Below are 12,632 nucleotides of genomic sequence, written 5' to 3'. Positions count from 1 at the left end.
TTTAAGCCTTTGAAATCAAAGGATAAATTTCTTTAGGCACTAAATGGCTCGCATCGCCCTTATGCGCGATAATGGATCGCACGATAGAAGAGCTAATGAAAGCGTTTTGTAAAGTGGGCATGAAATACAAGGTTTCTAATTCGTGGTTTAAAGATTTGTTCGCATAGCCCATTTGCAATTCGTATTCAAAATCGCTCACCACCCTTAAGCCCCTAACTAACACCTTACAATGGTATTCTTTAGCCAGGTTGGCTAATAGCCCTTCAAACGCAACGCATTCTACATTTTTAAAACTTTTAGTGGCGAGTTGCATCATTTTTAAACGCTCTTTTAAACTGAACATGGGGTTTTTAGCGCTTGAGTGCGCCACAGCGACAATGAGCTTTTCAAACAATTCGCTGGATCGGTGGATGATGTCTATATGCCCGTTAGTGACCGGATCAAAAGTGCCCGGGTAAATGCCGATTTTTTGCATCAGTTCATTCCCCATCGTGGGTATAAGTCATTTTCTATCCCTAAGCTGTCAAACCACTTCCCCACTAAAAAATCTTGCATCGCTTCTAAAGTCTTGCTTTGGGTGTAGTAAGTCATCATCGGCGGCGCGATGATCGCATTAGAATGGGCGAGTTTGAGTAAATTTTCTAACATGATAGCGCTTAAAGGCATTTCTCTAGGGGCAATGAGTAAGGGGCGCTTTTCTTTCAGCATCACAGAGGCGCTCCTAGAAATCAAATCCCCCCCAAAGCCATGCGCGATTTTAGCCACCATGTCCATACTCGCCGGGATGATCGCCATTTTATGGATACCATAACTCCCTGAGGCGATGCTCGCATGGATGTCTTGCTCGTTAAAAAAAGTCGTGCTAGGCCGTAAATCTTTCATGGCGTTTTTAAGGTTGATGTTAGACTCTTCTAACGCCACGACATGCGCGTTTTTAGACGCCACGACAAACACTTCAATTTCTTTGGGTAATTTCTCTAAAAACCGCAAGGCTAGGGGTATCCCGCTCGCCCCGCTGATGCCTAAAACTAATTTCATGAATATCCTTTATAAGATTTGCGCTTTAGAGCTGCTCAACACTTTTGCTTTTAAGATTTTATTGCTTTCTAAATTCTTGGCTTGAATGATTTGATTAAGCGCGCCATTTTCTAGGGCTTTTAGGCTTATTTCTATGCTGATTTGCCCCTCTTCATACACCCCGGTGATGATGTCGTTTTTACGCACGATGATTAAAGCCTGGGTTTTATCTGCACTTAAAAGCGTGTCAGGGGGGATAAAATGTTTCGCGCTCACTTTATCGATCGCACCCTCTAATAAGGGATTAGAAAGCGTGCCAAACAAAACGCGCTCTTTTTTGGTGTTGTTAGCGGTGATGTTTTCATCTTTTTTAATCGCGCTAACGCTTTTAAAAGCCTGCATGCTGCCTATCACGCTATAACGCACCGGCAGGCGTAAATTAGGCTCATTTTCCAATTTTAAAAACACGACCCCATCTTTTTTAAGCTTGTTAGAAGCGCTCAATTCATAGCTTACAATGGAAGCGTGAGAAAAACGCTCTGGGATTTCTAAGTTAATGGTTTCAATTTCTAATTTTAAGTCTTGGTATTCTTTAAGGTAAGCTTCTTTAATCTCTGCTTTAAGCGCGTTTGAATCCAGAGCAAATAGCGCGTTTAAACAGATAAAAAAAAGGATTAAAATTTTCAAAACCCGTTATCCACTTTTTCTACAAATTTTTCTGAGATTTTATCATAGACATTCCCTCCGCAATTGATTTTCAAGCACAAACCGCTCAAGCCTTTTTCTACGCCTAAAACCCTCCCGGTGCCAAAAATCTTATGCTTAATCAAGTCCCCCACTTTAATGGGCATGTCTTTTTTATGATCCTGTTTAGGGGCTTGATCGCTTTTGAGCAACTGGGCTTCTTCTAAAAACACAGAGGGCGAGCAAGAAATTTTCCTCCCAAAATACGAACGCTCTTTCACATAAGAAAGTTGCAATCCTTCTTTAGCCCTAGTGATCGCTACATAAGCCAAGCGTCTTTCTTCTTCTAAATCGCTTTCTTGATTGAACCCCCTATGCGGGAAAAACCCTTCTTCTAACCCGATCACAAACACATGCTTAAACTCTAAGCCCTTACTCATATGCACGCTCATGCAGCTCACTTTTTGCGCGTTTTCTGTGTTATAGACATCTAGCACGCTTTCATTCAAAAAATCCAGTAAAGAATGCGTGGGGTTAGTTTTAAAATGCTCTTTCAATAAGGTTAAAAGCTCTTTAACAAAGCCCTCCCTTTCTTCGTAATTGTCTTCTTTTTCATAGCTTTTTAAAAGGTTAGTCTCTTCTAAAAACTGAGCGCAAAACTTCTCTACTGAAATTTCAAAAGCCTCCCTCAAACGCCCTATCATAGCGGTGAATTTCTTTAAAGCGTATTCGTTTTTAGGGTTGAGTTTGTCTTTAAACGCCCCAAGTTTTAGCGCCTCTTCTAAATCCAAATCCTCTTCATCTAAAAGAGAAAAAATCCATTCTTGAGTGATCTTGCCAAGGCCTCTTGGGGGCTTGTTTAAAACGCGCTTGATAAAAAAGCGATCGTCTTTTTTCGCCACTACATGCATGAACGCCAAAGCGTCTTTAATCTCGGCTCTTTCATAGAAACTCACCGCCCCAATGAGCCTATAAGGGATATTCAAAGCGTTCAAACTCTCTTCAATGCTGCGGCTAAGCCCATTTAGGCGGTACAAAATAGCGATATTTTCTAAATTTTCGCCTCTCTTTAAAAGGGCTTTGATTTGATAAGCCACATCCAAACTCTCTTCTTTTTGCGTCAAATATTCTTTACAAACCACGCTTTTATGCGAACCTTTGAAACTTTGAAGCGTTTTAATGTGGCGGTGTTGGTTATGGCTAATGAGGGAATTAGCGCACGCTAAAATTTCAGCGCTGGAGCGGTAGTTGGTCTCTAATTTCACCACCTTAGCCCCTTTAAAATGCTTGGAAAAATTTAAAATGTTAGAAATATCCGCCCCTCTAAAACCATAAATGCTCTGATCGTCATCGCCCACCACGCACAAATTATGATGCACGCAACTCAATTGTTTTAAAAATTCCAATTGTAAGGCGTTCGTGTCTTGGTATTCATCTACCATAATGTAATGGTAGCGTTCGCTAGTTTCTTTGGCGAGTTTTTCATTATCTTGTAAAATCTTAAGGCTCAAACAAAGCAAATCGTCAAAATCCACTAAATTGTCTTTTTTGAGCGCGTTTTGATAAAGCTCATAGGCTTTATGACATTCGCTATCTTGCATGCTCAAATCCATCATGCCGTTTTTGATTTGAGAAATGCTTACCCTGAAGTTTGAAATTTTGAGCTGTTTGCACAGCGTTTTCACTTCATCGCTATCTAATACCGAAAAATCGCACGCTCTTTTTAAAAGGCCCATGTGCTGCCTTAAAAACAGCAAACCAAAACGATGGAAAGTGCAAAGCAAGGGGGGGATAAGGGCTTGGTTTTTTAATAATTTCAAAGCCCTTTCTTGCATTTCTTTGCTCGCTTTATTGGTGAAAGTGAGCGTTAAAGTGTTCTCGCTAGGCACGCCACAAACGCCAATCAAATACGCTAAACGGCTCGTTAAAGTCTTAGTCTTACCGCTCCCAGCTCCTGCTAAAATGAGCAATGGCCCTTGAATGTGGCTTGCAGCGATTTTTTGTGCATCATTTAAATTGTCTAAAATGCTTTTTTCAAAACCCATTATTCTAAAAACTCACCCTTTTCTTCTTGGTTTAAACGCTCTTTTAAAAGGTTGGTATCAATTTCAAAATCAAAATAGGGCGAAGAAAAATCAGAGGTTTTAATGGCTAAAAAATGGTTTAATGCTGATTTCAAGTCCCCTTTTCTTTGATACAACAACCCCAAAGCGTAACGGATATTTTCATTATTCGGATCGTCTAATTTCCCAAGCTCTAGCCATAAAGCGGCGTTATTGTAATTATTTTGCGCGATGTAGGTTAAACCCGCTAGGATTTTTAAGCGCACCTCATTGTCCTTAAGATCGCTAATTAAGTTTTGATACAATGCACTTGCTTTTTCATACTGGCCTTGAAACAAACTCACTAACGCTAAATTTTCTAACCAATCGTTAGGGGCTTCTCTCTCTTCTAAACTGGCGATTTTTTGCTCTAATAATCTTTCTTGATGATCCAAATCATTGACCATAAATCCCATGTAAGTGTAGAAATGACGCCCTAAAATGGGCCCTTGCATGGTTTGATCCCAACTGATTTTACGCGAATCTAAAAGGGTGTAAATGCTTAAAGTGTGCCGGATGCTCGCATCATAATACGAAACGATTTCATAAAAGATATTAGAGATGAGATCTTTAGGGAGCATTTTTTTCAAATTCCCAAAAGATTGCACCATCAATTTTTTATCCTTGCTCTCTTTAGCGAACACCGCTTCTAGTGCGTAATAAAAGGGGAGCTTTTTAGGGGCGTTTTTAAGCCAGTCCATATCCCAATTGGTGCGGTAATTCAAATAAGCGATGAGCGAAGAGAGTAAGGCTTTTTGCGTGGGGCTAGAAAAATCCTGACTGTAAAAATTCTCTGTGATTTCTCTTAAAAACTCCGTGGTGTCTTCGTGGGTGAAATGCGAGGCTAAAATCGCAAAAACCGCGCTCAAGTAATCCGCAGAGTTCAAATGGAAAGCCCTTAAAAAATGGAAATAAGCTTTGTGGTAATTTTCTAATTGCGCATAAATCAAGCCCGTATTATAATGGAGGAGCGCGTTATTGGGGCTATTTTTTAAAGACAAATCAAAAAAAGAAAGGGCTTTTTTTAAGCGCTTGTTTTCTAACGCTTTCAACCCTTTGAGCGCGTTTTTATCCGCTATCGCCATCAAACGCCCCCTTTTAAAAGCAAGGCTTGCCCCCTCTAAATCCTTTTGTGCATCAGAATCCAAAAGAAACAGCCCCTCTTCAATCACGCCTAAGGTTTCTTTAGAGTCTAAAACCTTAAAAGGAGCGTAATAAAACAGCAAGCGGTAGATAAAATCCCTTTTGCCTTCAAAATATTGCGTGTTCCACAAACGCTCTTTGGCTCTTTCTTTATCCAAAAAAACAGGGTTTATCGTGGGCTTGATGGGGTAAAAAGAGTTGGCTAATAGCGTGTCTTCTTTTGTGTGGCTGGCCAGTTTTAAGGCTTCGCTCGCTTTAAGGGTGTCGCCTTTTTTCAAGCTCACCAATTCCAAAGCCATTAAAGCGTTTAAATCTTTAGGGTAGTTGTGCAAATAATGCTGCAAATGCTCCAAAGCCTGCTTGTAATGGCCCAAACGGGCCTGCAAAAGCCCTAAAGCAAGCGCATCTTGAATATCCGCGCTTTTTTGCAATTGCTTGTAAGCGTTCGTTTCATCTTTAAACATCAAAAACAATTTAGACGCCAAGCGCGCGTTAGGCTTTAAAAAGGCGTTGGAATTAGGGTGCATTAAAGGCGAAAGGGCTTCAAAATACTCTCCAGCGTAATAGGATTTGAGCGCGTAAGCGTAGGAGTAAAAAGACTTTTTATAGTCTTTATACAAAGTGTCTCTTACAATTTTTAGATAATGATAATACAAATCCTCATCTTGCAAATGATAAGCGCTCACTAACGCATCAATCGCGCTCACGCTCGCGTTTTCTTTAGAAGCGATGCTAGAATCAAACAAATCCAACGCCCCGTTAAAATCCTTTTCCTTAAACTTAATCACCCCTAAATTATGGCTCGCAATCCCTTGCGAGAAAGAAGCGGCCTTGTCAAACAAATGCAAGGCTTCATCTTTTTGCCCTTGCTCATACAAAAGGCTCGCTTTTTTCATGATCGCATCCACTTGATTTTCATCGCTTCGTTTGAGGGAATCCTTGCCGATTAAATCGGGTAAGTCTAAATTCTCTATTTGCCCCTCGGCTTGTGTGCTGTTAGCGTTGTTGGTGTCGTTAGGCGTTTCGTTATTGGTGGCGATGGTATTAGTTTGTAAAGAAGTTTGTTTATTTTCTTTTTTATGCCCTAGTAACAAACTCAAAGCCACAATGAGCGCGATGAGTAGAAGCAATGCTCCAAGTGCGATATAAAGCTTTTTTTTATTGCGTGAAAGCTGTTTAAAAAACTCTTTAGAACTTTTGATTTTATTAATCGTCTGCTCCAAAGCCTGCTTCAAAGAGGGGATTTTAGAATGAATGCCCTTTAGGGGGGTTTCTTTTTCGTTTTTGTTTTCGCCCCCTTTTTCTTCTAATGAATTTTGCTCTTCATTCAGCACAAACTAGCCTTAAAGGTATTTTTCTAACGCCTTAGGAATGTGGATGCTCCCATCCGCTTGCTGGTGGTTTTCCATTAAAGCGACCATCGTCCTGCCTACCGCTAAAGAAGAGCCGTTTAAGGTGTGCACTAATTGGTTTTTTTGATTTTCTTTGAAGCGGATTTTGGCGCGCCTGGCTTGAAAATCTCTCGTGTTAGACACCGAGCTGATTTCTCGGTAGCAATTTTGCCCGGGCAACCACACTTCAATATCTATCGTGTTGCTCGCGCTAAAGCCTAAATCCCCACTGCACAATTGCACGAACCGGTGCGGTAATTCCAAAGCCCTTAAAATTTCGCTCGCGCTCTCTAGCATATGCTCTTGCATGACATCGCTTTCTTTAGGGTGCGTGATAGCCACTAATTCTACTTTATCAAATTGGTGCTGTCTTATCATCCCCCTTGTGTCCTTGCCCGCGCTCCCTGCTTCGCTCCTGAAACAAGGCGTGTGCGCGGTCATTTTAATGGGGAGATTTTCAACGCTAATGATCGTGTCGTTGTAGAGATTAGTGAGCGTTACTTCAGCGGTGGGGATCAAATACAAATTTTCATTTTCTATTTTGAAAACATCTTCTTTGAATTTGGGTAATTGCCCGGTCCCAAAAAGCATTTTTTCATTCACTAACGCCGGCGTGTAGATGATTTCAAAGCCATTTTTTTCATTAAAATCTAACATTAAATGAATGAGCGCGCGATAAATTTTCGCCCCAAAACCCCTAATGACCGAAAAACGGCTTTTAGCGAGTTTCACGCCGCTTTCAAAATCAATCCAGCCGTTTTTTTGGGCGAGTTCAAAATGCTCTTTGGGTTTGAAAGTGAAAACCCTTGGGGTTAGGATTTTTTTAATTTCTATGTTGTCTTCTTCATTCGCACCTAAAGGGGTTTTTTCATCCACTAGATTGGGGATTATGGAAAGCTTCAAGTCAATTTGTTGCTCCAATTCGCCCACGCTTTTGGAAAGCTCATTCAATTTGATTTTATTGTTTTCTAGCTCTTTTTTGAGATCGCTTGCATCCGCTTTTTGAGCCATCTTGATGCCAAATTCTTTAGAAACCTTGTTTTGAAAGGCCTGCAAGCCTTCTAATTCAATGAGTTGCTTTTTATAATGCGTGATGGCTTCGCGCAAACGCTCTAATTCATCGTCCATCGCATGGTTGCGCTTTTTTAAAGAAAGAGCCACCTTGTCAAAATCTTGCAACAAAAGTTTTTTATCAATCATTCAACCCTCTTTAATCGTTCTAAAATGCCACAATTTAGCCCATTCATCAATTTCGTTTTTATCTATTTGAGCGCTCAAAGCCCCCATTTTACCCTCTAAAGAATCTTCAATAGCGCCATTAGGCAAAGCCACAAAACTATCCCCATAAAATTTCCACAAGAATTCGTTTTTCTGATCTTCTTCTACAATGATTTGGCGATACGCTCCGATCCTATTGGCCCTAACCACCACGCAAGAAGCGCAAAAAGCGCGCATCTGGCACAAAAGCCGCCACCTTTCATTGGATTCAAAAGTGGCCACGCTGCTTAAAAGCACCACATCCACGCCCTGATTTTTAGCCTGAACCCATATTTCATCAAAATGCGCTTCAAAGCCAAACAAAGGAGCGATTCTTAAGCCGTCTCTTTCAAACACGAGCAATTCTTTAAAAGCGCTTTTCTCATTGTCAAAAAAGCTCTCTTCATCCCAGTGAGGATAGGAAATCAGGCGTTGTTGCGTGTAATACTTCACGCTTTCTTTAGAAATGAGGGCGATTTTTTTATAGATTTTAGAACGTTCTTCTAAAAGCACCGGGGCCGAGACAATTAAGTCTAACTCTTCGCATTTTTGCGATAAAAATTCAACCGCTCGCGCAGACTGCACGCTGATTTCATTCAAATCCAATCCCATGTTATGATGGAAAAAGGGGTTGATCACGTATTCAGGCAACACGATTACGCTCCGCTCGGGTATGGAGTTGAATAAGGATTGCATGAGGGTTTCTTTAAAAGACTCTAGCTGTAAAGCAAACACTCGCATCCTTTAAGCCTTTTTGTCTGGCGTTTGGAGTTTTTCATGCTCTAAATAAGCGTTTTCTAAAAGCTTTTGCGCCAAAAACAACTCTTGCATGGCCGTTTTATACAAATCCATCCCGTCTTTTAAGGATAAATTGGGATCATTCAAGCGATCTATGGCTTGCTCTAGGGAATGAACATGCTCTTCAAAACTTTTTTTAGGGGCGTTTTTAGCGTTTTTAGTGTTCTTAGTATTTTTTTGGGGGGCTTTTTCGGTTTCAAATAATTCATCTTGCATGGCATTCCTTTAGCTTTTTCTAACAAGCATGGTCGTTGAAATTTGAGCGATATAATCTTCAGTCCTTAAAATCTCAAACCCTGCGTTTTTTAATTCATGCTTCAAACCCTCTAAACTCAAAAACCCCTCAATGGATTGCGGTAAATAAGAATAAGCGCCATAATTCTTACTGATAGCCCCTCCCACTAAAGGCAAAACCTTATTCGTGTAAAACCCTGAGATTTTATCCAACCATGTGGGGTTGTCCTTTTTTAAAAATTCTAAAATCACTAAAACGCCCCTGGGTTTTAACACCCTAAAAAACTCTTTTAAGGCTTCTTGTCTTTCCACGATATTACGCAAGCCATACGCAATGGAGAGGATATCCACGCTGTTGTTTTCAACGCCTTTTAAATCTTTGGCTTGAGCTTGGATGAAAGAAGCTTTATTTTCAAGCTCTTCACATTTTTTAATGGCTAATTCAAGCATGTTATTAGAGGGGTCAATCCCCAAACATTCCTTAAACTCTATGCCGCAATTCAGAGCGCTTTTTTGCCAAGCTATGAGCATATCCCCTGTCCCGCATGCCACATCCACAAGCCTTAACGCTTTTTTATTCTCCAAAAACAAAAACGCATGCTCGCAAGCCCTTTGGCGCCATTTAACATCTAATCCAAAACTCATCAAGCGGTTGGCTTGGTCGTAAGAGCTGGCTATATCATCAAACATGTTGATGATTTTTTCTTGTTTGAGGCGATTTTCTTTTTTCATGACTTTTCTTTTTTCATGGCTTGTCTTTAAAAAGGCTTGACAACCACTAAAATCACAATGAGGATCATTAAAATCGTGGGCACTTCATTAAACACACGATAAAACCTTGCGTTTCTTCTTGTGGGGTCTTTTTCTAGCTCGCGCATGCATTTTTTGCAGTAAAAATGATAGATTAAAAGCAATGCCACTAAAGCCAATTTAGCATGCAACCACCCCCCGCTTTTAAACATTTCAGGAGCAATCAACAACATTAAAATCCCTGTGATAAGCGTGAAACCCATAGCCGGCGAAGCGATAAAGGAATAAAGCTTTTTTTCTTGGATTTTAACCACTCCTACAAACTCTTTTTTATGTGCGTTTTCTGCATGATAGACAAAAAGGCGCGGCAAATAAAATAACGCCGCCATCCACGAAATGACCGCTATCACATGGAAAGCCTTAACCCATAAAAAATACCCATTCAAAAATCCCATACCACTCTCCCTAATTTATCTTATTTTGTTGTAAAAACGCTTGCAAATTTTCTCTTTCGCCGCTGATTTCCACTTCCACGCTTTGGCTTGAAAAATTCTTTTTGCTTAATTGTAAGCTAAATTTCTTAATTTCACGCTGAAGAGCGTCTAATTCTTTGTAAGAATAATGAGCGCTTAAAGTTTCTAACTCCACAAAATCCTTCAAAGCGTTTTCTCTTTGAGCGTTTTCTACGCACAATAACGCGCTTTTGGCATAAGCTTTCATCAAGCCCCCCACCCCTAAAAGCGTGCCTCCAAAATAACGCACGCTCACTAATCCTATATTGATCAAATCTTCTCGCCTTAAAACGCTAAGCATAGGCATTCCTGAACTCCCTTTAGGCTCGCCATCATCGCTAAAACCCTCCGTGATTTTGCCCTCTAAAGAATAGCGGAACGCCGTTACAAAATGCACGGCTTTAAAATGCTCTTTTTTCAATTCTAAAAGGGTTTTTTCAAAATCATCAAAAGGCATAAGATACCCTAAAAAACGAGACGCTTTAATCTGGTGCTTGGAGGTGATGAGGTTTTTAAGCGTTTTCACAAGCTTTCTTTAAAGAGCTGAGTTTGAACACGCACCCTATAAAACTCGCAATAAAAATCGCAATAAGCGCGTAAAAATGGACGGACACATCCACAAATTCCGCATGCATTTGATTCAACCGCCCGAGCAAACTGATCCCATGGTAAGCTGGCACTATTTGAACGAAAACCTGTAAATAAGAGGGCAAGGATTCAAAAGGCCACACAAAACCCATCATAAAAATCAAGGGCAAAGAAGAGATTAAAACGATTTGAGTGGTGTGGGCTTCATCTTTGATCCATGCGCCTAAAAACGACCCCAAACTCAAGGCCGCAAGCATGAAAATCAAGCTATTCAAAAACACCATTAAAGCGCTCCCATGCCGTTCGATCCCATAAAAAGAAAACAGCGCCCCAAAATACCATAAAATAAAAACGCTAAACGCCCCCATGAACACCAAGAGTCTTGCGCACAGCCTTAAAGCGATTTGCTTTTTATCTAAAAGGGCTAATTCCAAACGCCTGGAGCTCGTAAACATGCTGCTTGCAATGAGCATCACCTGGTGTAAGATGAAAATAAACACGCTAGAGAGCGCGTAATTCAAATACCCCTCACTAGGGTTATACAAAGCGATAGGCTTAATCTTAATCCCGTCTGTCCCTAATTCAGCTTCTTCTATTTGGGCGTTGCGTTTGAACCTTATTTCATCGTTTAAAGCGTTGATGCTCTCCACCACCGCATTCGCTAACGCGCCATAAATCAAAAAGTAATTGGAATTCGCATAAAAATCTATCGTTACAGGCACTTGTTTATGGATATTGGCTTCAAAATGCGAAGGGATATGCAAGATCCCATAAATTTTTTCTTCTTTTAAAAGCTTTTTGGCTTCCAGCATAGAGGGGCTAAAAAAAGCGATTTCTAACTCGTTGGAGCTTTGCGCCATGAAGGCTAATTGCCTGGAAAGGAAGGAATTGTCTTCATCTACAAGGGCGATTTTTTGCTGCGTTACAATGTCTTTCAAATAAGGCAAAGGGTATAATAAGCCATAGATTAAAGGAGCGCCTATAAGGATTAATAAAACGCCCTTATGAGAAACAATAGCCCTTAATTCCATTAAAAGGATTTTAAAAAAATTCATGCGCTAGCCCTATCTTTTTTAAAAGAAAAATAAAAAATCAAAAGCCCTAAAACTAAAAAGATTAAAAAGAACACAAGCGGCATTAACGAATTTAAAGACTCGGTAAAATCCATCTTATAATAAGCCTCTTGTAAAAAGAACTTCATAAAATGGCTAATGGGCAAGCAATGGCTCCAAAAATCCCCAAAAATTTCCATGTTGTTTTGCGGGTAAGTAACCCCAGCAAACGCAAAGCTTGGAGCGGTATAGACCCCAATCGCACCCGCGGTTTCAATAACGCTTTTTGAAATGCCATAAACTAGCACCACAAACCCGCTCATAATGAGCGTCATTAAAACTACCGCCAAAAAGACCAACAACAAATGCGCATAATTCCCCTGCATGCCAATGAAATTAAAATAAAACGCCATACCCATCCCCCAAAAACTAAACACGCACGCATTCGCTAAAATACTGATTAAAAGCTCGCGCATGTTAGAGGTTTTTTGAATGAAATTGAGCATGCCAATCGCAATAAAAATAAGCCACATGCAAGGCAGCATCACGCTTAAAAGGTATTGCGTGTAATTGTTTTCTTCATTGTATAGGGCATGCAATTGCAAAACAATAGGCATTGCTTGAGCTTTAGCAGAAATCAAATTGGAATCTCGCACTAAAGCTTTGGTGGCTAAGGTTTTAGCGTCTAAGGTCAAAGCGGTTTGCAAAAAAGCGTTTTTGAGCGTTTTCCCTACCAAAACATATTCAGCGTTATAATAAAAGGGCAAATCAATCTTTCGCCCCATTTTGATTTTTTTCTCTAAATCTCTAGGCAAAATTAACGCCCCATACACTTCAGCGGAGTTTAAAAAGCGTTTGGCTTCTAAAAGGCTAGCCACTTGGTGTTTGATTTGAAGCGCGCTCGTTGCACCCAATTCAAACGCCACTTGATGGCTTGTAGAGGTCTTATCCAAATCCACCACCACGATAGGGAGCTGTCTTGGGGTTTCTTGTTTAAAGATTTGCGTGCCTAAAACCCCTAAACAAAAAGGCAATATAAAACACACGACAAACAAGAACTTGTCTTGTAAAACCCATGCGCTTATCAATCTGAACAAAACAATC

General features: G+C 40.4%; 13 protein-coding genes. All 13 read right to left on the bottom strand.

Annotated elements, in window-relative coordinates; all coding sequences use genetic code 11:
• Position 1: 1 nt before the first annotated feature.
• The 13 genes from D2C78_01900 to D2C78_01840 are packed head-to-tail and all read right to left on the bottom strand — an operon-like array spanning position 2 to position 12,625.
• On the bottom strand, positions 2–475 hold the full coding sequence (locus D2C78_01900; protein ID QEF34823.1) for a phosphopantetheine adenylyltransferase: 474 nt from the start codon (positions 473–475) through the stop codon (positions 2–4).
• Positions 475–1,038, bottom strand: coding sequence for a UbiX family flavin prenyltransferase (locus D2C78_01895; protein QEF34822.1), 564 nt, complete (start codon positions 1,036–1,038; stop codon positions 475–477). Before D2C78_01895 ends, D2C78_01900 begins: the two co-directional genes overlap by 1 nt.
• Positions 1,039–1,047: 9 nt before the next feature.
• Positions 1,048–1,704 carry a flagella basal body P-ring formation protein FlgA gene (flgA, locus tag D2C78_01890; protein QEF34821.1) on the bottom strand — a complete coding sequence of 219 codons (657 nt, stop codon included), beginning with the start codon at positions 1,702–1,704 and terminating at the stop codon, positions 1,048–1,050.
• Positions 1,701–3,749, bottom strand: coding sequence for an ATP-dependent helicase (locus D2C78_01885; GenBank protein ID QEF34820.1), 2,049 nt, complete (start codon positions 3,747–3,749; stop codon positions 1,701–1,703). Before D2C78_01885 ends, flgA begins: the two co-directional genes overlap by 4 nt.
• Positions 3,746–6,280, bottom strand: coding sequence for an anaphase-promoting protein (locus D2C78_01880; GenBank protein QEF34819.1), 2,535 nt, complete (start codon positions 6,278–6,280; stop codon positions 3,746–3,748). The genes D2C78_01885 and D2C78_01880 overlap by 4 nt, the downstream gene beginning before the upstream one ends.
• Before the next feature lie 9 nt (positions 6,281–6,289).
• On the bottom strand, positions 6,290–7,537 hold the full coding sequence (gene serS / locus D2C78_01875) for a serine--tRNA ligase (GenBank protein ID QEF34818.1): 1,248 nt from the start codon (positions 7,535–7,537) through the stop codon (positions 6,290–6,292).
• Complete coding sequence (locus tag D2C78_01870; protein ID QEF34817.1) at positions 7,538–8,335, bottom strand: carbon-nitrogen hydrolase family protein; 798 nt, start codon at positions 8,333–8,335, stop codon at positions 7,538–7,540.
• A 3-nt stretch (positions 8,336–8,338) separates the two neighbouring features.
• Positions 8,339–8,608 (bottom strand): exodeoxyribonuclease VII small subunit, encoded by a 270-nt coding sequence (locus D2C78_01865; GenBank protein ID QEF34816.1) that lies wholly within the window; start codon positions 8,606–8,608, stop codon positions 8,339–8,341.
• A 9-nt stretch (positions 8,609–8,617) separates the two neighbouring features.
• Positions 8,618–9,358 carry a bifunctional demethylmenaquinone methyltransferase/2-methoxy-6-polyprenyl-1,4-benzoquinol methylase UbiE gene (ubiE, locus tag D2C78_01860; protein ID QEF34815.1) on the bottom strand — a complete coding sequence of 247 codons (741 nt, stop codon included), beginning with the start codon at positions 9,356–9,358 and terminating at the stop codon, positions 8,618–8,620.
• Positions 9,359–9,384: 26 nt separating this feature from the next.
• On the bottom strand, positions 9,385–9,831 hold the full coding sequence (gene hemJ / locus D2C78_01855) for a protoporphyrinogen oxidase HemJ (protein ID QEF34814.1): 447 nt from the start codon (positions 9,829–9,831) through the stop codon (positions 9,385–9,387).
• Between the two features lie 10 nt (positions 9,832–9,841).
• Positions 9,842–10,414 carry a YigZ family protein gene (locus D2C78_01850; GenBank protein QEF34813.1) on the bottom strand — a complete coding sequence of 191 codons (573 nt, stop codon included), beginning with the start codon at positions 10,412–10,414 and terminating at the stop codon, positions 9,842–9,844.
• Positions 10,401–11,531 (bottom strand): ABC transporter permease, encoded by a 1,131-nt coding sequence (locus D2C78_01845; protein QEF34812.1) that lies wholly within the window; start codon positions 11,529–11,531, stop codon positions 10,401–10,403. The genes D2C78_01850 and D2C78_01845 overlap by 14 nt, the downstream gene beginning before the upstream one ends.
• Positions 11,528–12,625: an ABC transporter permease gene (locus D2C78_01840; GenBank protein QEF34811.1), complete on the bottom strand. Its 1,098-nt coding sequence runs from the start codon at positions 12,623–12,625 to the stop codon at positions 11,528–11,530. The genes D2C78_01845 and D2C78_01840 overlap by 4 nt, the downstream gene beginning before the upstream one ends.
• Positions 12,626–12,632: the final 7 nt, after the last annotated feature.

The sequence above is a fragment of the Helicobacter pylori genome (genome assembly GCA_008032935.1).
Classification (GTDB): domain Bacteria; phylum Campylobacterota; class Campylobacteria; order Campylobacterales; family Helicobacteraceae; genus Helicobacter; species Helicobacter pylori_CX.
The sequence above is the reverse complement of the archived record's forward strand: the minus strand, read 5'-3'. Positions and strand labels throughout refer to the sequence as shown.